This is a genomic window from Mesorhizobium sp. B2-3-12 (genome assembly GCF_006442205.1).
Classification (GTDB): domain Bacteria; phylum Pseudomonadota; class Alphaproteobacteria; order Rhizobiales; family Rhizobiaceae; genus Mesorhizobium.
Genome location: NZ_VFVR01000002.1, coordinates 894858 through 920477, shown reverse-complemented (window position 1 = coordinate 920477; position 25620 = coordinate 894858). Strand labels below are relative to the sequence as shown.

Genomic DNA, 25620 nt, shown 5'->3' with positions numbered 1-25620 from the left:
TTTCGCCAATCGCCAGCGTTGGAGCGCCTCCCTTCTCCCCGTCACTATACGGGGAGAAGGTGCCGGCAGGCGGATGAGGGGCAGCGCCGACCTTGGCAATTGCGTCCCCTACTTCACCGCCGAATCGAACAGATGCGCCTTGATCTTCTCGACATCGAGCGCGGCGAAGCCTTCCGACAGTTTGACGCCGTCGGCATCGGCCTTGACCTTGGCCTTGTCGAAGTCGTTGGCGGCCGGGATCAGGTCGTTGGTGCAGACATCCTCGGCCTTCACCGGGCTGGTGATCTGGCCGATCTTATGGATCTCGTCGAAGAAGCCCTGCCAGCTCGCCATGTCGTGCGAGCCCCAGCCGCCGCGTTTGTCCATGTCGCCGCGGAAGACGTTGATCTGCTGCAGGATAGAGGTGGTGCCGAGCTCCGGTCCGAGATTCTTGGCCAGCGTCGGGAACTGCTCGAACACCGCCTCGACCGCCGCGCGCGGATTTTGATAGCCGAATTCCAGCCCCATCGCCCAGCCGCGCACGTATTTTTCCAGGAACGCCTTCTTGTCGGGATCCTCGAGATCGGCGGCGCGCACGACAAAGGTGTTGGCCGGCAGTTTTGAGTTCTTCACGCCGAGCCAGTATTCGAAGTCGAGGCCCTTGGCGATCCATTCGGCGCGCAGGCCCTCCCATGACAACGCCGCGTCGCCCTGGCCGCCGGCCAGCGCGGTGCCCCAGGTCGGCCAGCCGGCCTCGACATATTTGACCTTCTTGATGTCGACGCCTTGCGCGGCAAGCAGCGGATCGGTGATCGACTGCCAGGCGGCGGAGCCGAGCAGGATGGTCTTGCCTTCGAGCTTCTTGAGGTCGTTCGAGCCTTCGCCCTTGCGAAAGGCGATGGAGAACGTATCGCGCGCGCCCATGTGGAACACGGATTTGAGCTTCATGCCGTTCTGGATGGCGAAGGAGAACACGCCGGGCGAGGGAAAGCCCATATCGGCCTGGCCAACATCGACGAATTTCACCGTTGCCGTGCCGTCGGACGGTCCCGGCTGCATGTCGGTGTCGAGCCCGTCGAAATAGCCGGCTTTCTTGGCCGCCCAATAGGGATAGTCGTCGAGCACTTCGAGCGTGCCGCGCGGCGAGATCCAGGTGAATTTCCCATAGGCCTCGGCTTTGGCCTTGAGGCCCGACGCGCCGAGCGCGGTCGCCGTCACCAGGCCGGCGCCGGTGACCTGCAGGAAGGTACGGCGGCTCATTCCCGCCTGGTGGATGAAATTGTCTTTGGTCATGGCATTCCCCTTTTTTGTTTGATGTCGGTCAGTCGCCCGCCTCCCGGGCGCTTTTTTCCTCTTTGGCTATGCCTCCCAGCTCGCCCATTTCTTGCCGATCAGGAAGAACAGCACGTAGATCAGGATGCCGAGCATCGACAGGATCAGCACCACGGCGAAGAATTGCGGCATCTGGATCATCGACGAATAGGTGGTCAGCCGGTTGCCGAGGCCGAAGCCGCCGCCGACCATCTCGGCGCCGACCGCGGTCAGCAGGCCGAAGATGGCGCCGATCATCAGCCCGACCAGGATCATCGGCAGCGCCATCGGCGCGCGGATTTTCCAGAAGATTTGCAAGGTGCTGGCGCCGTAGGAGCGCGCCAGCGCGATCTTGGCGCTGTCGACGCGGCGAAAGCCGGTGGCGGCGTTGATCATCACCATCGGCCCTGCGGCCAGCGCCACCGCAATGATGCGCGGCGTGTAACCGAAGCCGAAGCGCAGGATGAGCAGCGGCACCAGCGCCAGCATCGGCGTGGTGACCAGCAGCAGGATGTAGGGCGCGACGATCTTTTCCGCGAAGGGGAACTGGGTGATGACGGCGGCCAGCACCAGTCCGACGGCGGCGCCGATGGCAAAGCCGGACACCAGCTCGACCAGCGTGTAGCCGAGATGCGGCGCGATCAGCGGGAACTCGTCGAACAGCGCATAGGCGATCGAGCTCGGCGGCGGCATGATGTAGAGCGGCACGTGGAACAGCCGCAGCGCCAGTTCGATGCCGCCGATGATGATGACGGCGACGGCGAGGATGGCCGCCACCTCTTTCCCGGACTTGATGCCGGGGCCGCTGGCGAATGCCGAGAGGTTGGTCAGGCTGACGTCTTGCCCATCGCCTGATTTCGATTTGGAGAATTCCGGGATGGCGTCGCTCACGGCCTGATCCTCACGATCTCGGCGCTCGGGCGCTCCGGCGCCTTCGGCCTGGTGCGCTCGCCGACAATGTCCATCTTGATCCGGTTGGTGAGGTCGAAGACCTCCTTCGTCGCCGTGATCTCCAGCGAGCGCGGCCGCGGAAACGGCACGCGATATTCCTTGGCGACCTTGCCCGGCCGGGCGCTCAGCACCACCACGCGGTCGGAGAGGAAAATCGCTTCCTCGATCGAGTGGGTGATGAAGACGATGGTGGTCTTGGTGTCGAGCCAGATCTCCTCGACCAGCCGGTTCATCTCCTCGCGGGTGAAACTGTCGAGCGCGCCGAACGGCTCGTCCATCAGCAGCACCGACGGCTTCAGCGCCAGCGCCCGCACGATCGCCGCGCGCTGCTGCATGCCGCCCGAAAGCTCGCGCGGAAACTTGCCGCCGAAGCCGTCGAGGCCGACCCGGTTCAGGAGATGCGCGATCCAGGCGCGGTCGGGTTTCTCACCCTTGATCTCGAAGGGAAAGCGGATGTTGGCGTCGAGATTGCGCCACGGCAGAAGGTTGGCTTCCTGGAAGACGATGCCGATATCGGGATGCGGCCCGGTGATCTTGATACCATCGAGCCGGATCTCGCCACTGGTCAGGCCGTGCAGGCCCGACATCGACCACAAAAGCGTGGTCTTGCCGCAACCGGACGGCCCGACGATCGAGACGATTTCATTGGCCCTGACGTCGAGGCTGCAGCGGTCCAGCGCCAGCAGGTCACCGGACGCCGTGTGGTAGATCTTGGTCGCTGCCTGCACGCCAAGCTTCGGCGTTGTTATCTCGCCCGCGTTCATCCGCCCCTCGGAGATTGCGTGATGATCCAATAGGTCACCAGACTGCCAGAAATCAGTGTGTAACTATCCTACTTTGCTGTCAAGCGCTCGCGGTGGTAAGCGTACCACGGAAATTGCAGTGTTGGCTTATCTATTTGTTATAATGATGTTTTCTTCGGCTTGAAATTCGTGTTGCTTTCCTACATAGTTGAACAGGTGCATGCGCCACTGCCCCGGCGGCACGTAACGGTTGCAGCAGGGCCGGACGCATGGAACGACAGCGTGCAAACATGATAAGAGGTCAGGTCGAAAACGGGCTAGGGAAGACCGCCTTCATGACCGAAGCTGCCAGCCATCCGATCGCGGACGAAGAGGGAGCCGGGGGCGAGCCTGTCCGGCGCATTCCCGACATCATCTCGCTGGTCAAGGATTCCTACGCGGAATTGCGCCCGGCCGAACGCCGCGTCGCCGACGTCGTGCTCGACGACGTCAAATACGCCGTCGACGCCTCCAACGCGGCGCTGGCCCAGCGCGCCGGCGTCAGCGAGCCGACGGTGACCCGCTTCTGCCGCGCCATCGGCTGCGAGGGCGTGCGCGACTTCAAGCTGAAGCTGGCGCAGAGCCTGGTCGTCGGCGCGCTCTATCTGGACACGTCGCCGGCCAGGGAGAGCGGCACCGGCATGCCGTTCTGGAACGCCGTGTTCGGCGAAGCGCGCCGTGCCTTGCAGGAGGCCGAGCGGCAGCTCGATCCCGGCGAGCTGGAAAAGGCCGCCGAGCTGATCGCCCGCGCCCGCCAGGTCACCGTGTTCGGGCTCGGCGGCAGCTCCTCGGCGCTGGCGCAGGAAACCCAGTACCGGCTGTTTCGCTATGGCATCTCGATCAGCGCCCAATGCGACCCCTATCTGATGCGCATGACCGCCTCGACCCTGAAGCCCGGCGACCTGGTGATCGCCATCTCGGCGACCGGGCGCACGCGCGAAGTGATCGAGGCCGTCGAACTCGCCAAGCACTACCGCGCCAACGCGATCGCCGTCACCGCACCCGATACCGAACTCGCCCGCGCCTGCGACGTCAGGCTGACGGTCGCCGTGCCCGAATATCCCGACACGCTGAAGCCGACCGCCTCGCGCTTCGCCTTCCTGGCGATGATCGACCTTCTGGCGGTCGCCTCGGCCTACAAGCTCGATGGCTCGGCGCGCGAGACGGTCCGCCGCATCAAATACAACGCCCAGATCCACCGCACGGGCAAGGAAATGGAGCCGCTCGGGGACTAGCTCCCTTCTCCCCGTTCACGAGGAGAAGGTGCCGGCAGGCGGATGAGGGGCAGCGCCGGGTTCAACAATACCGCCCGATACAATTGGGCGCATGCAGCAAGAGAGAAGAAATGCTCGAAATGGCACCATCCAAACAGGCGGCCGCATGGCTCCAATCCCTGGCGCAGGCGCTCGAAGCCGGCGACGTGTCCGCCGCAAGCAACCTGTTCGTCGACGACTGCTACTGGCGCGACCTGCTGACCTTCACCTGGAACGTCACCACCATGGAAGGCCGCGAGGCCATCGCCGCCATGCTGAAGGCGACGCTGGCGGCGACGAAGCCGACCGCATGGCAGCTTTCCGGCGAAGCCACCCCGGATGAAGGCACCATCGAGGCCTGGTTCACCTTCGAGACCGCCGTGGCGTCCGGCCAGGGCATCATGCGGCTGCGCGATGGGCGCTGCCGGACCCTGTTCACGGCAATGACCGACCTGAAAGGGTTCGAGGAGCGCAAGGGCGCGGCGCGGCCGCTCGGCGTGCGCCACATGGCCGACCCGGAACGCGAGACCTGGTCGGAGGCGCGGGCGCGCGAGACGCGTGAACTCGGCGCGTCGGAGCAGCCCTATTGCCTGGTCATCGGCGGCGGCCAGGGCGGCATAATGCTGGGCGCGCGGCTCAGGCAGCTCGGCGTGCCGACCATCGTCATCGAGAAGAATGCCAGGCCGGGCGATTCCTGGCGCAACCGTTACCGCACGCTCGTGCTGCACGATCCGGTCTGGTACGACCATCTGCCCTACATCCCATTCCCCGACAATTGGCCCGTCTTCACCCCCAAGGACAAGATGGGCGACTGGCTGGAGATGTACACGCGGGTGATGGAGCTGAATTACTGGGTCGCCACCAGGTGCCTCAGCGCTTCCTATGACGATGCGGAGAAGGTCTGGACCGTGGTGGTCGATCGCGTCGGCCAGCGCATCACGCTGAAGCCGAAGCACATCGTCTTCGCCACCGGCGCCTATGGGCCGCCGCGCAAGATCGACCTAGCCGGAGCCGGTGACTTCAAGGGCGAGCTGCTGCACTCCAGCCAATATGCGAGCGGCGAGAAATTCCGCGGCAAAAAGGTCGCCGTCATCGGCGCGGCGAGCTCGGGGCATGACGTCTGCGTCGATCTCTGGGAGAGCGGCGCCGAGGTCACCATGATCCAGCGCTCGCCGACCACCGTGGTCAAGTCGGACACGCTGATGCAGGTCGGCTTCGAGATCTTCTCGGAGGATGCGCTGGCGCGCGGCATCACTACCGAGAAGGCCGACATGATCGTCGCCTCGACGCCCTTCGCGCTGGTGCCCAAGGGCCAGCGCGCGCTCTACGACGTCATCCGCGCCCGCGACGCCGCTTTCTACGAGCGCCTCGCCGCCTCCGGCTTCGCGCTCGATTTCGGCGACGACGAGACCGGCCTGCTGATGAAGGCCTACCGCACCGGCTCCGGCTATTACATCGACGTCGGCGCTTCCGACCTCATCATCGACGGCAAGGTCGGCATCCGCGGCGGGGTGGCGATCAAGGCGCTGACGGCCAAAGGCATCCTGTTCGAGGACGGCACCGAGCTTGAGGCCGACGCCATCATCGCCTGCACCGGCTACCAGTCGATGAACGAGAATGTCGCGGCACTCGTCTCGCGCGAGGTCGCCGACAAGGTCGGCCCTTGCTGGGGCCTTGGCTCGGGCGTCAAGGGCGACCCCGGCCCCTGGCAAGGCGAACTGCGCAACATGTGGAAACCGACGGCGCAGGAAGCGCTATGGTTCCATGGCGGCAATCTGGCCCTGTCGCGGTTTTATTCGAAATACGTGGCGCTGCAGATCAAGGCGCGGATGGAGGGGATTGCGACGCCGGTTTATGGGGCCGTCAGTAATTCGCGGCGGTGAAGCTGCCGATCTCCCCCCTCGTGGGGGAGATCGGCTAATCACTCATGCCGGTGTCCGAAATGCTGGGCCGCCACCTCGACATGCGTATGGTTTGCATGTGGCTCGAAACGTTCGGTCTCGCTCAAATCATTCGCCGCTTCGTTCGGCCACCATGTGCCGCCGATGGCGATGCCTTCGCAGACCAGCCTCTGATCAGCAACCAGCGAGGCGCCGACCGCGTCGACGAAGGTGAACCGGCCCGTCCGCTGCCGTAACACGGCGACATCGCCGACGGTGCCGACAGCCAGCGTGCCGAGATCGGGCCGCGCGATCGCCCGCGCCGGCGCTTGCGTGGCGGCGCGCAGAACCTCGACCAGCGGCATGCCCAGCGCCATCAGCTTCGACATGCAGACCAGAATGTCGAAGGCCGGCCCGTCGACGCAGTAGAGATGCACGTCGCTCGAAATCACGTCGGGCGCCAGACCTTCCGTGAGCATCGCGCGCGCGACTTCGAAATCGAACGAGCCCATGCCATGGCCGAGATCGAAGATGACGCCGCGCTCGCGCGCCAGCCGCATGTCGGGCCGCACCGCGCCGGAGGCGAAGACCGGCGCGTTGGGGAACGGCCGGAAGCAATGGGTGAGGATGTCGCCCCGGCGCAGGCGCGGCAGCACTTCCGAGCGGCCGGGCGGCGGCTCGTCTATATGCGCCATCAGCGGCAGTCCGGCTTTGTCGGCGGCTTCCAGCGCCAGATCGACCGGCGCGATGCCGCTGGTGCCGCCGGCATGCTTGCCGGAGCGGACCTTGACGCCGACGACGACGTCGGCGTGCTCGCGCGCCGCAGCCACCACCTCGCGCGGCTCGCAAAGCCGGAGATCGCCGCACTCGCCGACCGATACCGTCTGCGAGAAGCCGAAAATGCCGGCAAAGGAAATGTTGACATAGGCCAGGATGCGCACTTTCGAGCGCTCCATGACATGGCGGCGGAAGCCGAGGAAATTGCCGGCGCCCGCGCTGCCCGCGTCGATGAAGGTGGTGGTGCCGCTCTTGGCGGCGAGCCTGTCGGCATCGACGCCGAGCGAAGTGCCGCCCCAATAGACGTGGCTGTGCAGGTCGACCAGACCGGGCGCCACGATGCAACCCGTGGCGTCGATCACCTGGGCGGCGCTAGTCGCTGCAATGTCGGCGTCGATCGCGGCGACCCGGCCATTGGCGATGGCGACGTCGCGCGGCGCATCGACGCCGGCCGCCGGGTCGATCAGCCGTCCGCCCTTCACCAGGAGGTCGAATTGCATGGCAGCCTCCGCCTTCATGATCTGCTGTCAGACCGGCCGGTACGCGACGGCCTCGACCTCGATCTTGATGTCGATCATCAGCCGCGACTCGACCGTGGTGCGCGCCGGCGGGTTCTTCGGGAAGTGCCGGCCATACACCGCATTGAAGGCGCCGAAATCACGCGCATCTTCCAGCCAGACGGTGGTCTTCACCACATCGTCCAGAGTGCATCCGGCCAATGCCAGCGCCGCCTCGACATTGGCCAGCACCTGCTCGGTCTGTTCCGTGATGCCGCCCTTGACCACGATGCCGTCGCCGCCGACCGGAACCTGGCCCGAGACAAAGACGAAATCGCCGGCCCGCACAGCGGGCGACAGCGGCACATGGGATGTTCCAAAAGTCTGCTTGGGCAAGGGACGGCCTCCTCCGATTACATGGTCGGACACCCAGGCGGCGCCCGCTTTGCGAGGAGATTTACCGCGATCGGGGCGATCCCGATAGAGGCCTTGTTGGAAAGCAACATTCTCTAGAATCCGTGTTGCTTTATTACAAAAGCGCTTGCATCGTGCGCGCTTGCCGGACGGGCTCCACGCCACGACGGACAGATGCCATTGCGAGACCGGAGACCCGACGATGACCTTCGACAAGAACCCGTTTCCTTCAGGCGACGCCGACCGTCACGCGCTGTGGGAGATGCTGGTGCGCCGCGACATCGACGCCTTCATCGGCCAGGACTGGTCGATGGTCGAGAACGATTTCATCGCCGAAAGCTTCTTCGGCATGCACGCGCATTTCCTGGCCAATGCCGATGCCTGGCGGCTGCAGTTCCCCAGGCTGGAAATCTACCGCGACGAGTGGCTGCGCCAGGCCAAGGAGACGGCGGCGACCAAATTCGCCGAGCCGCTGCGCGAGGCGTTGTTTCGCGTCACCAATCTGCGCGACATCGATCTCGACGGCGACCGCGCCGTGCTGCACAAGAAGTTCGACGGCAGCGTCGCCAAGGCCGATGGCAGCGTCGACCGGCTGAAATGGCAGACGCTGTATTTCTGCCGCAAGGCCGGCGCGAGCTGGAAGATAGCCGGCTTCGTCGGCTACATGCCTTATCCGCTGGGTGGCTAGTTCTATCGTTCGCTCCCGTAGATGAGCATGGACATTTGGCCGAAGCCTCAAAACTTCGTCATCCTAGGGCGGAGCAGGAGCGAAGCTCCGTCGCGGAGACCCTGGGATCCATTCCGTGACCTCCATCGAAGGGTGCAGCGGAGCGAAATTCTGCACCGTGGCAGCGCTTTGAGGTCCCGGCATGGATCCTGGGGTCTGCGCCGCGTCGCTTCTCCTTGCTCCGCCCAGGATGACGAAACGATGGGAAGTCTCCGCTAAGCCCGGAAAGTCCCCGACCCTACCAGCACCGCGGCCCGATACGCCGGATTGCCGTACCACGCCATCCGGTCGAGTTCCGCCTCCAGGATCGGCAGATCGACGACATCCATTGCCTGCTCTGCCCGGTCCGGCTCGATCCAGGGATCGTTGAGAAAAAACACCCCGTCGCCACGGCCGTGGACGAGCACCCAGTGCGGGCAGGTGTAGCCCATCATCGGCGCCTGATCGATCAGCACCAGCGCCAGCAGCCCGCGATCGAGCGATTGCGCCAGCTCCTCGATGGCAAAGGCGCGCGCCGTGTTGGGCAGCGCCGCGGCCTCGACCTCACGCCTGAATCCCGCCTGCACGAACGCCATCAGGCCGCGCCTTTCCTCGGACGCTGCGCGGTCGAGGAAGATCGGCTCGGCGCTGCTCATGAACACTTCCGTCCGCAGCCCGCGCCGGTGCGCCGCCAGCGCGAGGCCATAGGGGTCGCAGCCGCCCGGGCCGCTCGGACCGATGATGGTCGTGGCCTCGCGCCAGAGTTCGACTTCCAGCGCCCGGTCCGGCAGCAAGGCCGGATCGAGGCCGGCCATGGCCATGGCGAGCGCCGACGGCCCGCAGGTGAAGCCCGCCGTCTGCGGCCAGGAGGGCGGTATCCGATCCTGCCGGCGGCTCGGCTCGATGCCGATCCAGCGTTGCAGGAAACCGTCGCGCCGCTGCCACTGGCCGCCGAGGCGCGACGCCGTGTCCTCGTCGGCGCGCAGGCAAAGCACATTTTGCGCGAGGGCGTCCGTCTCCAGCGCGTCCAGCAGGCGCTGGCCGTCGGCCGCCATGAAGCCACCGGCGGTCCAGGCCAAGGCAATGCGCATCATCGCCGCCGCCGGCCGTCGCTGTCCAACCACGATCGCCAGCGGGTGCCCTTCGGCACCGTATTGCGCGATGCATGTGACGCCGGGGATCGCCTGCAACCCGGCCAGGCGATCGGCGGTATCAGCCGGCAGTGCCGCCATCAGTCCGGCCCAGCCGGCCGGATCGTCCGACGCAAGGACCGCCATGCCGGTTCCGCCCTTCAGTCGCGCATTGAGCATGGTCCGTCTTTCCCGTCCTCATGGCGCGCCGCGTCGCCCGTCTTTCGGGTTGCGGCGGCCCGATATTTGCGTAGACTGATTGATCAGTCAATGGTGCTTGCATGTTCTGAGCACCGTCGCGGCGACCGGTAAGGCAGGGAGCGGCACCCCGAATGATGACCTGGCCGCGGGAGACCGAGCTGCGAGACCTCAGGGCTAAGGAAAGAGGACCGGACGGGTGAGCACGCCAGACAGGAAAGCCCGCGATGCCGAAAAGGTCGCCAGGCGACGGCAGAGCCTGATTGAAGCGGCCATCACCGTCATCGCCCGCAAAGGCCTGCCGGGCATGACGCTGGCCGACGTGGCGCGCGAGGCTGGCTGCGGCTACGGCCTGGTGTCGTTCCATTTCGAGACCAAGGAACGGCTGCTGCTCGCATCGCTCGACGCCCTTGTCGAGGAATACCGGGCGGCATGGCATGCGCGCAGCGACGCCCATAATGACCCGGCCGCCAAGCTCGAAGCGCTGATCGACCTCGACCTCGGCTCCGATGTCGCCGACGAAAGACATATTGCCGTGTGGACCGCGTTCTGGGCCGAGACACCGCGCAATGCCGACTACAGGACCCGGTTCAGCGAATTGAACAACGCCTATCTGGCGCGGCTGGAACCGCTGATATCGGCACTCGCCGCCGCCGAGCCGGTATCCACCGACCATCGCTTGATCGCCGGTGGGCTCAGCGCCCTCTTCGACGGGCTGTGGATCGGTAGCCAGACCGGCGGGCAAGACGGGGCGGACTGGAGCCGCGCACGCGCCACCTGCCGGGCCTATCTCCTCGCTTTCTTTCCGAAAAGTTTCGGACCCGAAACGGACTGGCGGCCATGACCCTGCGCAAGCTTCTGCCTTCCCCCAACGCCATCTTCATGTTCGAGGCGGCCGCCCGTCATCTTAATTTCACCAGTGCGGCGCGCGAGTTCAACGTCACCCAGTCGGCGATCAGCCGCATGATCGCCCGGCTCGAAAGCCATCTCGAGGTCAAGCTGTTCGTCCGCGCCCCGACCGGCATCGACCTGACCGACGACGGCCGCCTGCTCTACGGTGCCGTCGGCAGCGGCTTCCAGCAGATCGAAATCGCGCTCGACGATATCAGGGCACGCCAGGGCGAAGCCGGCACGGTGACGCTGTCGCTCTCGTCGGCCTTCGCCATGCACTGGTTCATGCCGCGCTTCGACCGCTTCCAGGCCTCCTTCCCGGGCATCGACCTGCGCTTCCAGCTGGTGCGCGGCGAACCGACCGGGCCGATCGAGGATGTCGATCTCGCCATCCGCTACAACCAGCCGTCCAATGCCGAACAGCAGAGCTGGGAGCTGATGGAAGAGGTGGTATTGCCGGTCTGCAGCCCCGGCTACCTGGCCGAGCATGGCAGCCTCGACGATTGCGGCGATCTCGGCCGGCACACGCTCGCCCATCTATCCGGCTCGCTGCGCATTCCCTGGCAACGCTATCTCCAGCAGTTCGACTATCCGCAGCCGGCGGGCAGCCGCAGCCTGACATTCTCCGATTACACGCTGGTCATCCAGGCGGCGATCAAGGGCCGTGGCATGGCGCTCGGCTGGTGGCATGTCGTGGCGCATGAATTGCTGCAGAAGGGACTGGTCAAGGGCGCCAGGCATGAACTGCGCACCGGCGATCACTATTACCTGGTGGCAACGGCACGGCGTCCCCTGCGCAAGCCGGCCGTGCTGGTGCGCGATTGGCTGCTCAACGAAATGGCCGTGATGAAGCGGGAAATCCTGGCCGGCTAGGTCGCTGTGCCGCTTGCATCCCATGACTACAGATCATCGCCTCGTGACTATTCGGACCGTGCGCGATCGTTTGCCGGCCTTATAGTCGCTCCGATCCGAACCCCGCGAAGACTGAACAAGCGGGGGCGGCAAGAGGCTTCGGGAACGAGCCGTGGGAGCAGACATTTGGCCGGAACCATCGCCGCCCTTGGCGGCATGACACAAACGAGGCATCGCCTCGATCCGCTGCTGCGGCCGGCATCGATCGCCTTCGTCGGCGCCTCGGTGCGCCCCAACACGCCGGGCAACACCATGGTGCGGGCGGCGGCGATGGACGGTTATCGGGGCCGGGTCTACGCCATCAATCCGAAATACGATCAGGTGGAAGGCGTGTCGTGCTTCCCCGATCTGGCGGGCCTGCCTGAGACGGTCTCCCATGTCGTGCTCGGCGTCGCCAACGAATATCTCGAAAGCAATCTGCTGGCCGCCGCGCGGCACGGCGCCAAGGCGGTCACCATCTTCGCCAGCTGCGACCTGACCGGAGCCGCCAACGACCCGCTCGCCGCCCACCTGACCGACATTGCCCGCGACGCCGGCATCGTCATTTGCGGCGGCAACGGCATGGGCTTCTGCAACCCGCAGATCGGCCTGCGCGTTTCCGGCTTCGCCGCCAATCTCGCCATGAGGCCCGGTGGTGTGGCCCTGGTCACGCAGTCGGGCTCGGCCTTCTCGGCGCTCGCCTATAATGACCAGCGGCTGAGGTTCCAGCTCTGCGTCTCCAGCGGCCGCGAGCTGACGACGACGACGGCCGACTATGTCGACTGGGCGCTCGACCAACCCGACACGACAGTCATCGGCCTGTTCCTAGAAACCGCGCGCCGGCCGGACGATTTCGCCCGCTGCCTGGAAAAGGCCGACCGCCTCGGCATTCCGGTGGTGGCGCTGAAGGTCGGCCGCACCGAGCTGAGCGCCGGCTTCGCCGCCAGCCATAGCGGCGCGATCGCCGGCGACAATGCCGCCTATGAGGCGCTGTTCGACAGATGGGGCGTCTTCAGCGTCGACACGCTGGACCAGCTCGCCGCCAATCTCACTTTGTTCTCGGCCGGCAGGCCGGCGGCGAAAGGCGGCCTTGCCAGCCTGCACGATTCCGGCGGCGAACGCGAAATGGTCGTCGACCTCGCGGCCAAGGCCGGCGTGCCGTTCGCCGCCATCTCCGAGCACACCCGCGAGGGGCTGCGGCTGCATCTCGACAGCGGCCTGCAGCCGGCAAACCCGCTCGACGTCTGGGGCTCGGGCCTCGATTTCGAAATCCATGTCGAGGCCTGCATGGACGCCATGCTTGCCGATCCCGATACCGCCATCGGCGTGCTGTTCCAGGACATACGCGATGGTTCCTACATCGCCGAGGGCTTCACCCGGGCCGTGATCCGCTCCAGCGCCAAGACCGGCAAGCCGGTGGCCGTGGTCAGCAACTACGCCACGGTGAACCATCGCGCGCTGGCGCTGGCCACGACGGAGGCCGGCGTGCCGGTCATCGACGGCACCGAGGAAGGGCTGCACGCCATCCGCAACCTGCTGGCGTTCCGCGACCGGCGCGCCGCGACCCACACGTCTGCGTCCGCCGTGGCACACGATGTCCGCGAACGCTGGCGCCGCCGCCTCGGCGAAGCCAGGCCATTTGGCGAAAGCGAAGCGCTGGCGCTGCTCGGCGACTACGGCATCGCCACGCCGCGCGTGATCGCCGCCGCCACACAAGATGACGTTCTCGCCGCCGCGCGGGAAACCGGCTTTCCCGTCGCGCTGAAGACCGCCGTCCCGGGCATCCAGCACAAATCGGACGTCGGCGGTGTCCGCCTTGGCCTTGGCGACGCGGCGGCGCTGATGGATGCCTATGCCGGCATGGCGGCGCGGCTGGGCCCGGAGGTGCTTGTCGCCGAGATGGCGCCCAAGGGTGTCGAGATCGCTTTCGGCCTGATCCGCGACCCACAGTTCGGACCCTATCTGGTCGTCGCCTCCGGCGGCGTCTGGATCGAAGTGCTGAGGGACCGCGCGGTCGCCCTGCCGCCGCTCAGCCTCGAACGGGCGCAAGCGCTGATCGGCCGACTGAAGACAAGTCCGCTGCTCGATGGCGGACGCGGCCAGCCACCGGCCGACCGGCGGGCGCTTGCCACCGCGCTGGCCCGCTTCTCGATGCTTGCCGCCGATCTCGGCGACCTCATCGACGAGATGGACGTCAACCCGCTCATGGTTTCAGACCGTGGCTGCATGGCCGTCGACGCGCTTCTGCTCGGCCGCCATGCCGGTCGTCAACACGATGAATTGCATTAGGGGATTGCCATGAATTTCGACCTCAGCCCGCGCGAAAAGGAACTCTCGAAAAGGGGCCGCGACTTCTGCGACCAGGTGCTCTTGCCGCTGGAAGCCATCACCGACGAACATGGCGAACTGCCGATGGAGCGCCGCGAGGCGGTGCGCCAGCAGGTGCGCGACTGGGGCCTGGCCGGCATCAACCACTCCAGGGAGAATGGCGGGCTGGGCCTGACCATGGTCGAGCAGACGGCGATCGAGGAACAGCTCGGCCGCGTCACCAACGGCCTGTGGAGCTGCGTCTGGCGCCCGCCGGTCAGCCTGAAATTCGGCACGCAGGCGCAGAAGCAGGACTATCTGATCCCCTCCTCGCACGGCCACCGCCGCGGCGCCTTCGCCATCACCGAGCCGGAGGCCGGCTCCGACCCACGGCGCGTGAAAACAAGCGCCGTGCTGAAGAACGGTGAGTGGCACCTGACCGGCGAAAAATGGTTCGTCACCTCCTACAACGCCTCTGACTTCGTCATCGTCCATGCCCATGTCGACGACGACCCCGACAAGCCGACACTGTTCCTGGTCGACAAGCCGGTGAACAAGATGGTGCATCTGCGCTCGCCGAAATTCATGCACAATTTCGCCTTCGACCATGCCGAGCTTCGCTTCGAGGGCACCACGGTCGGCGAGGACAAGATGCTGGGCAAGATCGGCCAGGGGCTGGAACTGACCAAGGACTGGTTCGTCGAGGCCCGCCTGCAGATCGCCTCGCATGCCGTGGGCGCCGCGACCCGCGCCGCCGAAATCGCCAACGACTACGCCACCTCCCGTCACCAGTTCGACCGGCCGATCCGTGATTTCCAGGGCGTCGAGTTCATGCTGGCCGACATGGCGGTGGAGATCTTCGCCACCAAGTCGATGCTCTACCGTGTCGCCTGGGAGATCGACCAGGGGGTCGACCGCAAGCGCGTGCACGCCCATGCCAGCGCGCTGAAACTCTACTGTTCGGAGGCCGCCGGCCGCGTTATCGACAAGGCGCTGCAGGTTCTCGGCGGACGCGGCTACATGCGCGAGAACCCGGTCGAGCGGCTCTACCGCGACATCCGCGTCGACCGCATCTGGGAAGGCACTTCGGAAATCCAGCGCGTGATCGTGGCCGGCCAGATCCGCAAGCGCGGCATTGGCGTCTTCAGCGAGGTCGCCTGATGCCCTCGTCCCGCCAAGACAGCAGGGGCGTGCCGTCGTGATGGCGCGCCGGCATCTGGAGACCGCATGCCTGCTCGGCCCGGCACTGGTCGTGCTGGCGCTGCTTTTCGTGGTGCCGCTGGGGCGTCTGTTCTCGCTCGCCTTCACCGATCCGGCCGGTCCGTTCGCGACCTTCGGCGTGCTCGCCGACAGCGCCGTCTATCGCCAGGTGATGTGGAACACCTTCGTCGTCGCCGTCATGGTCACGGCGCTCTGCGTACTGCTCGCCTGGCCGGTCGCCTATGTCCTGTCGCGCCTCGAAGGCGTCTGGTTCGGCCTCGCCCTCTATGGCGTGCTGTTCCCCTTTTGGATTTCGGTGCTGGTGCGGACCTTTTCCTGGATGCTGCTTCTGGAGCGCAACGGGCCGATCAACCGGCTGTTGATGGCAACGGGCATCACCGAAGCGCCGCTGGCGCTGCTGTTCAACAATGTCGGCGTGCTGGTGGGCATGATCCATGTCCTGTTGCCCTACATGATCCTGCCGCTCTACGGTGCCATGGTCCGCATCGACCGCCGCCTGCTGCTGGCCAGCGACGGGCTCGGCGCCGGCCTCATCGACACCTTCCGGCGCATCTATCTGCCGCTTTGCCTGCCCGGCCTCGCCGGCGGTGCGACCTTCGTCTTCCTGCTGTCGCTCGGCTTCTTCATCACGCCTGCCCTGCTTGGCGGCTCGAATGCCATCACGCTGTCGATGCTGATCGCCAGCTTCGTCAACGACCGCCTTGCCTGGTCGCTCGCGGCCGCCGGCTCGCTGGCGCTGCTGGCGATCGTGCTGGTGCTGATGGCGCTGACCGCCCGGCTGCTGCCGATCGAGAGGGGGTTGTTCGCGCGATGAACAGGCTGCCGCTCGTCCTGCGCATATCGGCCAATGCCGGCGCCAGCCTGGTGCTGGCCTTCCTTGTGCTGCCGATCCTGGCCGTGGTGCCGGCCTCCTTCAACAAGGCGAGCTTCATCTATCTGCCGCCGCGCGCCTGGTCCGGCGTCTGGTACGAGCGCTTTCTCGCCGATCCGGAGTGGCGCACGTCGCTCGTCAACAGCGTCGAGGTCGCCACGTTGGCCACGATCATCGCGGTGGCGCTCGGCACGCTGGCGGCGATCGGCCTGCGCCGCATCGACGGCCGCTGGCGCACGCTGGTCACCGGCCTGTTCCTGGCGCCGATGATCGTGCCGGTCATCGTCACCGCCGTGGCGCTCTACCGCAGCGCGCTCGATGTCGGCCTGAGCGGCACCATCCTTGGCATGAGCCTTGGCCATGCCATCCTGGCGCTGCCTTTCGTCGTCATCAATGTCGGCATCGCGCTTCGTGCCGTCGACGACAACTGGCTGCGCGCCGCCGCCGGCCTCGGCGCCGGCCCGTGGCGGATCTTCCGCACCGTCACCTTGCCCAACATCACCCCCGGCATCGTCGGCGGCGCCATCTTCGCCTTCATCACCTCCTTCGACGAGGTGATCATCGCCGTGTTCATGGCCGGCTACGCCTCCAAGACACTGCCGGTGAAGATCTGGGAATCGATCCGGCTGGAATTCACGCCCGTCATCGCGGTCGCCGCCACGGTGATGATCGCGCTCGCCATCGTCCTGTTCGCGCTCGCGCAAATCTTCAGCCGCAAAACCGGGAGCCCGAGCCGATGACCCCTATCCAATCGGGACAGTCGCTGCGCCTCGCCGGCGTGTCGAAGACCTATGGCGGCTTCCGGGCGCTGGAGCCGACCGACCTCGACGTGAAGGCGGGCGAATTCCTGACGCTGCTCGGCCCCTCGGGCTCGGGCAAGACGACGCTGCTCAACCTCACCGCCGGCTATGTCGAGCCGACGGCGGGCGAGATCCGTATCGGCGCGCGCGACGTAACCCATATGCCGGCGCGCCACCGCAACATCGGCATGGTGTTTCAGAACTACGCGCTGTTTCCGCATATGAGCGTCGGCGAGAACGTCGCCTATGGGCTGAGCGTACGCCGGCTGCCAAAGCCCGAGATAGCGCGGCGCGTCGGCGAGATCCTTGCCCTGATGCGGCTCGACGGTTTTGCCGACCGGCCCGTCCAGCAACTCTCGGGCGGCCAGCAGCAGCGCGTGGCGCTGGCCCGCGCGCTGGTCATCGAACCCGACGTGCTGTTGATGGACGAGCCGCTCGGCGCGCTCGACAAGCAATTGCGCCGCTCGGTGCAGCTCGAACTACGCCGGCTGCACCAGAAGCTTGGCCGCACCACCATCTACGTCACCCACGACCAGGAGGAGGCACTGGTGCTCTCCGACCGCATCGCGGTGATGGATGGCGGCCGCATCCAGCAATTGGGGACGGTCGACGACCTCTACGACCGCCCGCTCAACGCCTTCGTCGCCGGCTTCATCGGCGAATCCAACCTGCTGCCGGTGCGCGTCCTCTCGACATCGGGCGGACAGGCCTCGGTCGACGTCGAAGCGTTCCGAAGGACAATCGCCGTCGACGCCGCCCCTGGCACGGCGACAGGCGAGCCGGCACGGCTGCTGATCCGCCCCGAGCATATCGAGCTTGGCCTCGGCGGCGACGGTGTCGCCGCCGAGATCGTCGAGGTGATCTATCTCGGCGAACTGACCCAGCTCACCTTGCGGCTTGACGGCGGTGAGACGCTCGCCGCCCGCCAGATCACCGACCGGACCTTGCGGGCCGGCGCCAGGGTTCATGTCTCGTGGAAACCGGGCCACGCCCGCGCCGTCCCCCATTCCCCATCCAAACCCACCAAAACGGAGAAAGCTGATGCATAGGCGTACTTTCCTTCTGACGGCAGCGGGCGGCCTGCTGGCCGGCGCGACGGGTCTTCCGCGGCTGGCGCGGGCCGATGGCCGGCCCTTCACCTTCACCTCCTGGGGCGGTGCGCTGTCCAATGCCGAAAAAGCGGCCTTCATCGATCCGTTCGGCCAGCTCAAGGGCATCCAGGTCGTCAACACCTCGCCGACCGAGACCGCCAAGATCAAGGCCATGGTCCAGGCCAAGGCGGTCGAATGGGACCTCGTCGATGTCGGCGGCCGCACGGTCTGGCAAGGCGCCGATGAAGGGTTCCTCGAACCCATCGACGTCGCCAAGGTGCCCAACGCCGCCGCGCTCGAAAAAGGCTGGGTGGCGCCCAACGGCATCGCCACCTCGACAGGCGCCACCATCATGGCTTGGTCGAAGACGGCTTTCCCGGACGCCGGTCCGCAATCCTGGGCCGATTTCTGGGACGTGAAGCGCTTTCCCGGACCGCGCGGCCTCTACCGCTTCTTCTACTACAATTATGAGGCGGCCCTGCTTGCCTCGGGCCTGAAGCACGACGAGGTGTTTCCCTACACCACCGAGAAAGCCGACATGGCGATGGCAAAGATCAAGGATCTGAAGCCGCATGTGAGTGTCTGGTGGGGCAGCGGCGCGCAGCCGCCGCAGCTGCTCTCCTCTGGCGAGCTGGCGCTGTCATCGGCCTGGAGCGGCCGCGTGCTGGCGGCGGAAGCGGAAGGCGCGCCGGTCGGCTTCACCTACAAGGACGGCATTGCCTGGGCCAACTGGTGGGTCATTCCCAAGGGATCGCCCAATGTCGAGCTGGCGCATGAAGCGATCGACTTCGCGCTTGCCGAAGCCCAGCAGGCGAAGCTGCTCGACCTCAAGACCTACGGCCCGGTCCTTTCCAGCGCAACATCGGGCGCCGACGCCGAGACGAAGAAAATCCTCGTCATGGCACCCGACAACATCAAGGACATGCTGATCCTCAACGAGGGCGAGGCCAACAAATATTCCGTCGCCTATGAGGAAAAATGGAACCAGCTGATGCTGCAGTGAGCCGCCAGGCTCGAGCCCAGGCGCCCCGGCGGACGACCGGCCGGGGCGCCGCATCGCATTCTTTCCCGGAGATCAGCCATGCCCGCTGACGCACCCCAGGCCTTGCCGGCCAGCCTTTGGGCGGCCACCGCCACCCCCGCGCCCGCCTATGCCGAGGCCAAGGGCGATGCCTTGGCCGATGTCGCCATCGTCGGCGCCGGCTATACCGGCCTCAGCACGGCCCTGCATCTGTCGCGAGCCGGCCGGAGGGTGATTGTCGTGGAAGCCAGCGAGCCGGGCTGGGGCGCCTCCGGGCGCAATGGCGGCCAGATCATCGCCGGGCTGAAACACGATCCCGACACGCTGGAGGCGAGATTCGGACACGCGCTCGGCGCGGCCATCACCAAGACCTTCGGCGCCGGCGGCGATCTGGTCTTCGACATCATCGAGAAATACCGCATCGACTGTCATGCGCGGCGCACCGGCTGGATCCAGGGCGCGCACGGGCCGGGACCTTTTTCCGACATCGTCACGCCCCGCTTCCGGCAATGGCGCGCCAGGGGCGTCGAGGCCCGCCTGCTCGACGTCAAGGAAATGGCCGCGCTCACCGGCTCGGCGCCCGATGCCTATCATGGCGGCTGGTTCGACCCGCGCGGCGGCGTGCTGCAGCCGCTGAGCTATGCGCGCGGCCTGGCAGCGGCCGCGATCGCGGAGGGCGCGACCGTGCTCGCGCGGTCACCGGCGCTTGGGCTGCGCCGGGATGGCGACCACTGGCGGCTCGATCTCGGCCAGGCCTCGATCCGCGCCCGACAGGTCGTGCTCGCCACCAACGCCTATACCGGAAAGCTGTGGCCGGGCCTGCGCCAGACCGTCATACCCGTGACCAGTTTCCAGATCGCCACGCAGCCGCTGGCGCCATCGGTGAGGAAAACAATCCTGCCCGGCGGCCAGGGCGTCGCCGACACCAGGCGGCTCCTGCTCTATTTCCGGCTCGACCACGAGGGCCGGCTGGTCATGGGCGGACGCTCGCCCGTCGACGACAACCCGACCATGGACGATGCAGCACCCCTCAAGGCCGCTCTTGCCCGCATCTTCCCGCAGGCCGCGGGCGCGCCGGTCGAGTTCGTCTGGAGCGGCAAGGTCGCGATCACCAAGGACACGATGCCGCATATCCACATGCTGGCGCCGGGCCTGTTCACGGCGCTGGGCTGCAACGGGCGCGGCGTCGCCGCCTGCACCACGACAGGCAGGCTGCTCGCCGATCTTGCTTTGGGCACAGCGCCGGCCGACCTTCCCTTCCCCGTCACCGCGCCGGACCGCTACGCCCTGCACGCGTTGCGCAAGATCGGCGTCTTCGCCTTCAGCCAGTATTACCGGCTGCTCGACGGCCGCAGCGCCGCGTGAAATGATTAGCCGGATAATTTGTCGGTTCGGCTCGGCCTTCAGTAGAGCGTGATGAAAGCCGGCAGCAGGCCGCTTTCGCGGAAATACTCGACGAGCTCGATGACCGGAAAGATGGCGAGGAAGTAGAGCCCGTCGAAGAAGGTGCGCCTCAGCGCGCGGGTCGAAAACTGCAGCTCGTCATTGTCCCGGTAGAGCAGCGGGTTCGGCCAGAACCGGGGCGTCGCCTTGATGTAGCTGCTATAGGCCGGGCCGAACTTGCCCAGCAGAAATTCGGCTTCCTTGCGCGCCGTGACGCGGAAGATCAGGAAGCTGGCGACGCCAAGCAAAGCGGCCGCGACCAGAGAGCCGTAGAGCAGGCCGATGCCGGCAGCGCCGACCGTCGAGAAGAAGTAGAGCGGGTTCTGGCTCATCGAGAACGGCCCCGTCGAGACCAGCTCCTCGTTCTTCTTGCCGCCGACATAGAGGATGCTCCACAGCCGGCCGGCAACGCAAATCAGAACCAGGCAAAAGCCGACCAGTTCGAGCGTCTCGTGCCCGTTCGAACCTTCGCTGAGCGCCGGTTTGGTCAGGAACAGCAGCAGCACCGCCAGCGCCGCCGCGACGCGGACGAAAATCAGCCGCTTGCGCTGGTCGAAAGCCCGTGAAACCGGCTTGAGGGAAGCATAGGTCATTTGCTTTTTTCCTGGCCCTTTTTCCTGGGCCCCTTTTTCCTGGGCGCTTGTGCAGGCCCGGCACTGAGGCACGCCATTGATGGCGGATACAAGGCGCTCACCCTCTATCAGCGCATCGCGAGGCTTTCGTAAAGGCCTTTTGCGCCCGTCACCGCCCTCCTTACGAATTTGTATGGCACGCGACAGGCTGGCGAGAACTCACGCCCCTATCGTTGGAATGCCGGTCCGGCATTTAGAGCAATTCCAGGAAAAGTGCGTAGCGGTTTTCCGTCCGGAATTGCGTGAAAACAAAGAGTTAGAGCGGGTTAGCGGTTCTACCCAAACGCTGAACCGCTCTAAAGGCCGGCTCCGATTACAACAGAGATAGGAATGGTTTCATGAAAAGATTTGCACTGGCCGTCGCACTGGCCACCCTTGCGGTCTGCGGACCGGTTTCCGCCGTCTTCGCGGCAACCGCGCCTTGCGAGGAGACGTTGAAGGCGCTGCGCGCGGCGGAGGCCACCGCCAAGCTCAGCGACGCCGACAAGAACAAGGTTTCGGAACTGGAGACCAAGGGCATCGAGCGCTGCAATGCCGACGACGACAAGCGCGCCGACGACTTCTTCGCCCAGGCCATGAAGGTCATGGGCAAATAGTTTCACGAACCACGAGGACGCCCGCCATGCTCGCTCCCAATCCAAAACCAGCCGGGCCGGCCCAAAACAGGGTTCCGGACGTCACCGTCGATTTCTGGCTCATCAAGCTGATGGCCGTCACCATGGGCGAGACGGCGGCCGACTACCTCGCCGTCAACCTCGGCCTTGGGCTGACCGTCACTTCGCTGATCATGACGGGCGTCCTGGCCGTCGCCCTTGTCGTCCAGTTCGCGCAGAAGCGCTACGTGCCCTGGGCATACTGGCTGGCAGTGGTGCTGATCAGCGTCGTCGGTACGTTGGTCACGGACAATCTGGTCGACACTTTCGGCGTGCGCCTGCAGACCACCACGATTGCCTTTTCCGTGGTGCTGGCGGCGACATTCGCGGTCTGGTACGCGGCCGAACGGACGCTCTCGATCCACACCATCTTCACCACCCGGCGGGAAATCTTCTATTGGCTGGCGATTCTCTTCACCTTCTCGCTTGGCACCGCCGCCGGCGACCTGGTCGCCGAGAGCTTCGACATGGGCTATCTGACCACGGGCCTGCTGTTCGGCGGCGTCATCGCGCTCATCGCGCTCGCGTATTATCTCGTCAGCCTCGACGCCATCCTGGCGTTCTGGCTCGCCTACATCCTGACACGGCCGCTTGGCGCGTCCTTCGGCGATTGGCTGTCGCAGCCCGTCGAATATGGCGGCCTCGGCTTCGGCACTACCTTCACCAGCCTGCTCTTCCTCGTCTGCATTGTCGCCCTTGTCCTCTATATGACGCTCAGGAAGAATGCCGATGAGCTCGACGAGATGCTGCTGGACTCGGAATGAAACTCGGGGGAGCGCGCAAGCCTGGCCAGCCTCACCGCGCTCCTAGGAACGAACCCGAGCCGGTGATAGCCTGTCGCCGATATCGGCAGTCAACCGGAACAGCGATGCGATTACTTCTCGTCGAGGACGACCACAGGACAGCGGACTATATCGTGCGCGGCCTGACCGAGGCCGGCCATGTCTGCGACCTCTTGCGCAACGGGCATGACGGGCTTTTCGCCGCGACCTCCGGCGGCTACGACGTGATCGTCGCCGACCGAATGATCCCGGGCCTCGACGGCCTGTCGATGGTGAAGGCGGTCCGCGCCGCCGGCGTGCGCACGCCGGCGATCTTCCTCACCTCCGTCGGCGGCATTGACGACCGCGTCGAGGGGCTCGAGGCCGGCGGCGACGACTATCTGGTCAAGCCCTTCGCCTTTTCCGAACTGCTGGCCCGCATCAACGCGCTCGGCCGGCGCCCGGCCGCGCAGGAGCAGAAAACGGTGCTCAGGGTCGGCGACCTCGAAATGGACCTGATCATGCGGCGCGTCGTCAGGCAGGGCCAGCCGATCGACCTGCAGCCGCGCGAGTTCAGCCTGCTCGAGGTGCTGATGCGCGGCGAGGGCCGCGTGATCACCCGCACCATGCTGCTGGAGCGCGTCTGGGACTTTCATTTCGATCCCAAGACAAGTGTCGTCGAGACCCATATCAGCCGGTTACGGGCCAAGGTCGACAGGCCGTTCGAGACCCAGCTCATCCACACCATCCGCAACACCGGCTACAGCCTGCACGCGCCGCTCTCCCAGTGATCGCGACATCCCACGACGCGACTTGCCCATGACCGCGACTTTCACATGACCGCGAACTTCAGATGACCGCCACCTGGACCCGCCTGCTGCGCAGCACGCCGTTCCGGCTTGCCCTGACATTCGCCTTCCTGTTCATGCTGGCCTTCATCCTGTCGGGCGCCATCGTCTACCAGATGATGAGCGCCGACCTTGCCGAGCAGCTCGACGACACCATCAAGGAAACCTATTCCGTCATCGCCGCGACCTATGCCGACAACGATCTCAAGGAGCTGGTGGAGACCGTCCAGAGCCATTCGATCCGCAGCGCAAGGAAAGAGCAGCTGTTTTCGCTGACCGACGCGGCCGGCAACCGCATTGCCGGCAACTTCACCGCGGCTGGGCTTCCCGACGGGTTCTCGATGTTCGGTGCCGAGATGCCTGGCCTGCCCCCGGACACCGAATACCGCGCCTATTCCGGTCCGGTCGGCGCCAACAGCTTGACCATCGCCTTCAGCCTCTCCGAGACGGAGGAGCTGGAAACGATCATGCTGATGAGCTTTGGCTGGGCGACCCTGATCATCACCGGCCTGGCCGTCACCGGCGGCGCGCTGCTCGCCGCGCGCGTCCAGCGCCGCCTCGACGGCATTGCCGCCACCATGGTCGACGTCTCGCATGGCCGGCTCGACACCCGCATTCCGCTGACCGGCAAGGACGACGACATCGACATCGTCTCCACCCAGGTCAATGCCGCGCTCGATCGCCTTTCGGCGCTGGTCGAAGGCATGAAGCAGGTCAGCGCCGACATCGCGCATGATTTGAAGACGCCGCTCAACCGTCTGCAGATGATCCTGGAGAGCGCCGCCGACAAGGCCGCGCGGGCCCAGAACGTTTCCGACGAGCTGGCCGACGCGCGCAGCGAGGGTCATCAGATCAACGAGACCTTCGATGCGCTGCTGCGCATCGCGCAGATCGAGGCCGGCGCGCGCAAGGCGCGCTTTACCGATGTCGATCTCGGCGACATCCTCCAGACGATCGCCGAGATCTACACCGACGTGGCCGAGGACGACGGCAAATCGCTGTCGCCGCCACGGCTGGAGGAGCCGGCGGGCCGGATCCATGGCGACCGTGAACTGCTGACGCAGATGGTCGCCAATCTGGTTGAGAACGCGCTGCGCCACTGCCCGCCCGGCACGGCGATCGAACTGGCGGTGACGCGTCAGGATGACCGCGTCCTTGCAAGCGTTGCCGACAACGGCCCCGGCATTCCCGCCGACGAGCGCGAAAAAGTGTTTCAGCGGCTCTACCGGCTGGACCACAGCCGCTCGACGCCGGGCAGCGGCCTCGGCCTCAGCCTCGTCAGGGCCATCGCCGACCTGCATGGCGCGACCATCACGCTCGAGGACTGTAAGCCCGGCCTCGCCGTGGTGGTGAGTTTTCCGCTGGCTTAGCCGGCGAAGTTATCCGGTACAGGTCAATGCCGCTTGGGTCCTCGCCCAGCTTTCGCCTGGGCATGCACACATCTTCTGTGATTGACGTGACTGATCGGCGCGAGGCTTAATTGCTAGGTGGTTCCCCCAATCCGTCGCTGCTTCGCAGCGCCACCTTTCCCCCTCCGGAGGGAAAGGAAGGGAGCGTTGCCGCCAAAAGCCTGGCGCCTTTTCTACCCCGTCGATCGGGGGGTCCGTAGGACGGGCGAGACCCGTGGCCCGCCCCGGCAAGGTGGCTCGGCGAAGCCGAGACGGAGTGAGGGTCGACCAGCTCGGTGTAAGACAATGCATGCGGCAAGCCGTTTGCATGCCGCAGCACAAAGTGCGGGCGAGGAACCCAAGTCCTGTGGCCGACAGCCGTTTGCGCCGGCAGTGCCGATCTTCACCTGTCGATCCGCGTCGACAGGATGATCGACGACGCGGTGCGCTCGACACCCTCCATGGCGCCGATCTGGTCGAGCAGCGTGTCGAGGTCGCGGATCGACGGCGCGTCGACGATGACGATCATGTCGAAATTGCCGCTGACGGAGTGCAGCGTCCTGACCGGCGGCAGCGCCCGCAGGGCCCGCACCACTGTGTCGGCGAGCTTGGGCGTGACGGTGAGCAGCACATGCGCCCTGACCAGCCCCTGCTCATAATCCGGCGCCAGTCTGACGCCATAGCCGGTGATGATCCCGCGCTGCTCCAGCCGCTCGATGCGGCTTTGCACCGTCGTGCGCGACACGCCGAGCTGGCGCGCCAGTTCGGCCGTCGAGGCGCGCGCGTTGGCGCGCAGCAGGGAAAGCAGGGTCTGTTCGGCTTCGCTGAGCATTTCGACGAATCTCCTCGGCAAATCGCCCAAAAATAGGTTCACTTTGCAGGATTCCACGCTTCCTTTCGACAGGCAAGCTGCGATGATTCCGC

Annotated in this window: 24 protein-coding genes; 16 read left to right on the top strand and 8 right to left on the bottom strand. The window is 65.9% G+C overall.

Annotated elements, in window-relative coordinates; translation table 11 throughout:
* Window positions 1-108 precede the first annotated feature (108 nt).
* From FJ948_RS09835 to FJ948_RS09825, 3 genes are all read right to left on the bottom strand, one after another.
* On the bottom strand, window positions 109-1272 hold the full coding sequence (locus FJ948_RS09835; protein ID WP_140703697.1) for an ABC transporter substrate-binding protein: 1164 nt from the start codon (window positions 1270-1272) through the stop codon (window positions 109-111).
* A gap of 66 nt (window positions 1273-1338) precedes the next feature.
* On the bottom strand, window positions 1339-2181 hold the full coding sequence (locus tag FJ948_RS09830; RefSeq protein ID WP_140618204.1) for an ABC transporter permease: 843 nt from the start codon (window positions 2179-2181) through the stop codon (window positions 1339-1341).
* The gene (locus FJ948_RS09825; RefSeq protein WP_140703696.1) at window positions 2178-3005 is read right to left on the bottom strand and encodes an ABC transporter ATP-binding protein; all 828 of its coding nucleotides are present in this window, start codon (window positions 3003-3005) and stop codon (window positions 2178-2180) included. The genes FJ948_RS09830 and FJ948_RS09825 overlap by 4 nt, the downstream gene beginning before the upstream one ends.
* A 314-nt stretch (window positions 3006-3319) precedes the next feature.
* Between FJ948_RS09825 and FJ948_RS09820 the strand changes: the two genes are divergently transcribed.
* Together FJ948_RS09820 and FJ948_RS09815 are read left to right on the top strand one after the other, a co-directional pair.
* Window positions 3320-4258 carry a MurR/RpiR family transcriptional regulator gene (locus FJ948_RS09820; RefSeq protein ID WP_140703695.1) on the top strand — a complete coding sequence of 313 codons (939 nt, stop codon included), beginning with the start codon at window positions 3320-3322 and terminating at the stop codon, window positions 4256-4258.
* Window positions 4259-4368: 110 nt separating this feature from the next.
* The gene (locus tag FJ948_RS09815) at window positions 4369-6159 is read left to right on the top strand and encodes an NAD(P)/FAD-dependent oxidoreductase (protein WP_140703693.1); all 1791 of its coding nucleotides are present in this window, start codon (window positions 4369-4371) and stop codon (window positions 6157-6159) included.
* Between the two features lie 38 nt (window positions 6160-6197).
* Here the strand turns inward: FJ948_RS09815 and FJ948_RS09810 are convergent, their stop codons facing one another.
* Window positions 6198-7433 (bottom strand): amidohydrolase/deacetylase family metallohydrolase, encoded by a 1236-nt coding sequence (locus FJ948_RS09810; RefSeq protein ID WP_140703692.1) that lies wholly within the window; start codon window positions 7431-7433, stop codon window positions 6198-6200.
* A gap of 27 nt (window positions 7434-7460) precedes the next feature.
* Window positions 7461-7826, bottom strand: a complete 366-nt coding sequence (locus FJ948_RS09805) for a RidA family protein (protein WP_140703987.1) — start codon at window positions 7824-7826, stop codon at window positions 7461-7463.
* Between the two features lie 220 nt (window positions 7827-8046).
* Between FJ948_RS09805 and FJ948_RS09800 the strand changes: the two genes are divergently transcribed.
* Window positions 8047-8532 carry a hypothetical protein gene (locus tag FJ948_RS09800; protein WP_140703690.1) on the top strand — a complete coding sequence of 162 codons (486 nt, stop codon included), beginning with the start codon at window positions 8047-8049 and terminating at the stop codon, window positions 8530-8532.
* 254 nt (window positions 8533-8786) lie between these two features.
* Here FJ948_RS09800 and FJ948_RS09795 read toward each other — a convergent pair whose 3' ends face one another.
* Window positions 8787-9860, bottom strand: a complete 1074-nt coding sequence (locus FJ948_RS09795; protein WP_140703689.1) for a peptidase C39 family protein — start codon at window positions 9858-9860, stop codon at window positions 8787-8789.
* A 217-nt stretch (window positions 9861-10077) separates the two neighbouring features.
* Between FJ948_RS09795 and FJ948_RS09790 the strand changes: the two genes are divergently transcribed.
* The 9 genes from FJ948_RS09790 (at window position 10078) to FJ948_RS09750 (ending at window position 20336) form a co-directional block, all read left to right on the top strand.
* Window positions 10078-10722, top strand: coding sequence for a TetR family transcriptional regulator C-terminal domain-containing protein (locus FJ948_RS09790; RefSeq protein WP_140703687.1), 645 nt, complete (start codon window positions 10078-10080; stop codon window positions 10720-10722).
* On the top strand, window positions 10719-11642 hold the full coding sequence (locus FJ948_RS09785) for a LysR substrate-binding domain-containing protein (RefSeq protein WP_140703685.1): 924 nt from the start codon (window positions 10719-10721) through the stop codon (window positions 11640-11642). The genes FJ948_RS09790 and FJ948_RS09785 overlap by 4 nt, the downstream gene beginning before the upstream one ends.
* A gap of 165 nt (window positions 11643-11807) precedes the next feature.
* Entirely contained in the window at window positions 11808-13949 is a 2142-nt protein-coding gene (locus tag FJ948_RS09780; RefSeq protein WP_140703683.1) for an acetate--CoA ligase family protein, read from the top strand.
* Window positions 13950-13958: 9 nt separating this feature from the next.
* On the top strand, window positions 13959-15128 hold the full coding sequence (locus FJ948_RS09775; RefSeq protein WP_140703681.1) for an acyl-CoA dehydrogenase family protein: 1170 nt from the start codon (window positions 13959-13961) through the stop codon (window positions 15126-15128).
* Window positions 15129-15168: 40 nt separating this feature from the next.
* The gene (locus FJ948_RS09770; protein ID WP_246677487.1) at window positions 15169-16002 is read left to right on the top strand and encodes an ABC transporter permease; all 834 of its coding nucleotides are present in this window, start codon (window positions 15169-15171) and stop codon (window positions 16000-16002) included.
* Complete coding sequence (locus FJ948_RS09765; protein ID WP_140703679.1) at window positions 15999-16799, top strand: ABC transporter permease; 801 nt, start codon at window positions 15999-16001, stop codon at window positions 16797-16799. Before FJ948_RS09770 ends, FJ948_RS09765 begins: the two co-directional genes overlap by 4 nt.
* A complete protein-coding gene (locus FJ948_RS09760; RefSeq protein WP_140703677.1) occupies window positions 16796-17908 on the top strand; it encodes an ABC transporter ATP-binding protein in 1113 nt (370 codons plus the stop codon). The genes FJ948_RS09765 and FJ948_RS09760 overlap by 4 nt, the downstream gene beginning before the upstream one ends.
* Window positions 17901-18953 (top strand): ABC transporter substrate-binding protein, encoded by a 1053-nt coding sequence (locus FJ948_RS09755; RefSeq protein WP_181173612.1) that lies wholly within the window; start codon window positions 17901-17903, stop codon window positions 18951-18953. Before FJ948_RS09760 ends, FJ948_RS09755 begins: the two co-directional genes overlap by 8 nt.
* Before the next feature lie 78 nt (window positions 18954-19031).
* Window positions 19032-20336: an FAD-binding oxidoreductase gene (locus tag FJ948_RS09750; RefSeq protein ID WP_140703673.1), complete on the top strand. Its 1305-nt coding sequence runs from the start codon at window positions 19032-19034 to the stop codon at window positions 20334-20336.
* 38 nt (window positions 20337-20374) lie between these two features.
* On the opposite strand, the gene FJ948_RS09745 is transcribed toward FJ948_RS09750, so the two are convergent.
* Window positions 20375-21007, bottom strand: coding sequence for an isoprenylcysteine carboxylmethyltransferase family protein (locus tag FJ948_RS09745; protein ID WP_140703671.1), 633 nt, complete (start codon window positions 21005-21007; stop codon window positions 20375-20377).
* Between the two features lie 377 nt (window positions 21008-21384).
* Here FJ948_RS09745 and FJ948_RS09740 point away from each other — a divergent pair, with 377 nt between their 5' ends.
* The 4 genes from FJ948_RS09740 to FJ948_RS09725 all read left to right on the top strand — a co-directional run bounded on the left by FJ948_RS09740 (window position 21385) and on the right by FJ948_RS09725 (window position 24678).
* The gene (locus FJ948_RS09740; RefSeq protein ID WP_140703669.1) at window positions 21385-21642 is read left to right on the top strand and encodes a hypothetical protein; all 258 of its coding nucleotides are present in this window, start codon (window positions 21385-21387) and stop codon (window positions 21640-21642) included.
* Window positions 21643-21668: 26 nt separating this feature from the next.
* On the top strand, window positions 21669-22463 hold the full coding sequence (locus FJ948_RS09735) for a hypothetical protein (RefSeq protein WP_140703667.1): 795 nt from the start codon (window positions 21669-21671) through the stop codon (window positions 22461-22463).
* A gap of 104 nt (window positions 22464-22567) precedes the next feature.
* On the top strand, window positions 22568-23251 hold the full coding sequence (locus FJ948_RS09730) for a winged helix-turn-helix domain-containing protein (protein ID WP_140703665.1): 684 nt from the start codon (window positions 22568-22570) through the stop codon (window positions 23249-23251).
* Window positions 23252-23313: 62 nt separating this feature from the next.
* Window positions 23314-24678 (top strand): ATP-binding protein, encoded by a 1365-nt coding sequence (locus tag FJ948_RS09725; protein ID WP_140703662.1) that lies wholly within the window; start codon window positions 23314-23316, stop codon window positions 24676-24678.
* Window positions 24679-25099: 421 nt separating this feature from the next.
* On the opposite strand, the gene FJ948_RS09720 is transcribed toward FJ948_RS09725, so the two are convergent.
* Complete coding sequence (locus tag FJ948_RS09720; RefSeq protein WP_140703660.1) at window positions 25100-25528, bottom strand: Lrp/AsnC family transcriptional regulator; 429 nt, start codon at window positions 25526-25528, stop codon at window positions 25100-25102.
* Window positions 25529-25620: the final 92 nt, after the last annotated feature.

What these genes read in the sequence shown, in the direction of transcription:
- FJ948_RS09755 (WP_181173612.1), top strand. Translation starts at nt 17,901, where the DNA reads ATGCATAGGCGTACTTTCCTTCTGACGGCAGCGGGCGGCCTGCTGGCC.
- FJ948_RS09730 (WP_140703665.1), top strand. Translation starts at nt 22,568, where the DNA reads ATGCGATTACTTCTCGTCGAGGACGACCACAGGACAGCGGACTATATC.
- FJ948_RS09775 (WP_140703681.1), top strand. Translation starts at nt 13,959, where the DNA reads ATGAATTTCGACCTCAGCCCGCGCGAAAAGGAACTCTCGAAAAGGGGC.
- FJ948_RS09770 (WP_246677487.1), top strand. Translation starts at nt 15,169, where the DNA reads ATGGCGCGCCGGCATCTGGAGACCGCATGCCTGCTCGGCCCGGCACTG.
- FJ948_RS09760 (WP_140703677.1), top strand. Translation starts at nt 16,796, where the DNA reads ATGACCCCTATCCAATCGGGACAGTCGCTGCGCCTCGCCGGCGTGTCG.
- FJ948_RS09835 (WP_140703697.1), bottom strand. Translation starts at nt 1,272, where the DNA reads ATGACCAAAGACAATTTCATCCACCAGGCGGGAATGAGCCGCCGTACC.
- FJ948_RS09800 (WP_140703690.1), top strand. Translation starts at nt 8,047, where the DNA reads ATGACCTTCGACAAGAACCCGTTTCCTTCAGGCGACGCCGACCGTCAC.
- FJ948_RS09810 (WP_140703692.1), bottom strand. Translation starts at nt 7,433, where the DNA reads ATGCAATTCGACCTCCTGGTGAAGGGCGGACGGCTGATCGACCCGGCG.
- FJ948_RS09720 (WP_140703660.1), bottom strand. Translation starts at nt 25,528, where the DNA reads ATGCTCAGCGAAGCCGAACAGACCCTGCTTTCCCTGCTGCGCGCCAAC.
- FJ948_RS09725 (WP_140703662.1), top strand. Translation starts at nt 23,314, where the DNA reads ATGACCGCCACCTGGACCCGCCTGCTGCGCAGCACGCCGTTCCGGCTT.
- FJ948_RS09745 (WP_140703671.1), bottom strand. Translation starts at nt 21,007, where the DNA reads ATGACCTATGCTTCCCTCAAGCCGGTTTCACGGGCTTTCGACCAGCGC.
- FJ948_RS09735 (WP_140703667.1), top strand. Translation starts at nt 21,669, where the DNA reads ATGCTCGCTCCCAATCCAAAACCAGCCGGGCCGGCCCAAAACAGGGTT.
- FJ948_RS09825 (WP_140703696.1), bottom strand. Translation starts at nt 3,005, where the DNA reads ATGAACGCGGGCGAGATAACAACGCCGAAGCTTGGCGTGCAGGCAGCG.
- FJ948_RS09765 (WP_140703679.1), top strand. Translation starts at nt 15,999, where the DNA reads ATGAACAGGCTGCCGCTCGTCCTGCGCATATCGGCCAATGCCGGCGCC.
- FJ948_RS09785 (WP_140703685.1), top strand. Translation starts at nt 10,719, where the DNA reads ATGACCCTGCGCAAGCTTCTGCCTTCCCCCAACGCCATCTTCATGTTC.
- FJ948_RS09815 (WP_140703693.1), top strand. Translation starts at nt 4,369, where the DNA reads ATGCTCGAAATGGCACCATCCAAACAGGCGGCCGCATGGCTCCAATCC.
- FJ948_RS09820 (WP_140703695.1), top strand. Translation starts at nt 3,320, where the DNA reads ATGACCGAAGCTGCCAGCCATCCGATCGCGGACGAAGAGGGAGCCGGG.
- FJ948_RS09740 (WP_140703669.1), top strand. Translation starts at nt 21,385, where the DNA reads ATGAAAAGATTTGCACTGGCCGTCGCACTGGCCACCCTTGCGGTCTGC.
- FJ948_RS09795 (WP_140703689.1), bottom strand. Translation starts at nt 9,860, where the DNA reads ATGCTCAATGCGCGACTGAAGGGCGGAACCGGCATGGCGGTCCTTGCG.
- FJ948_RS09750 (WP_140703673.1), top strand. Translation starts at nt 19,032, where the DNA reads ATGCCCGCTGACGCACCCCAGGCCTTGCCGGCCAGCCTTTGGGCGGCC.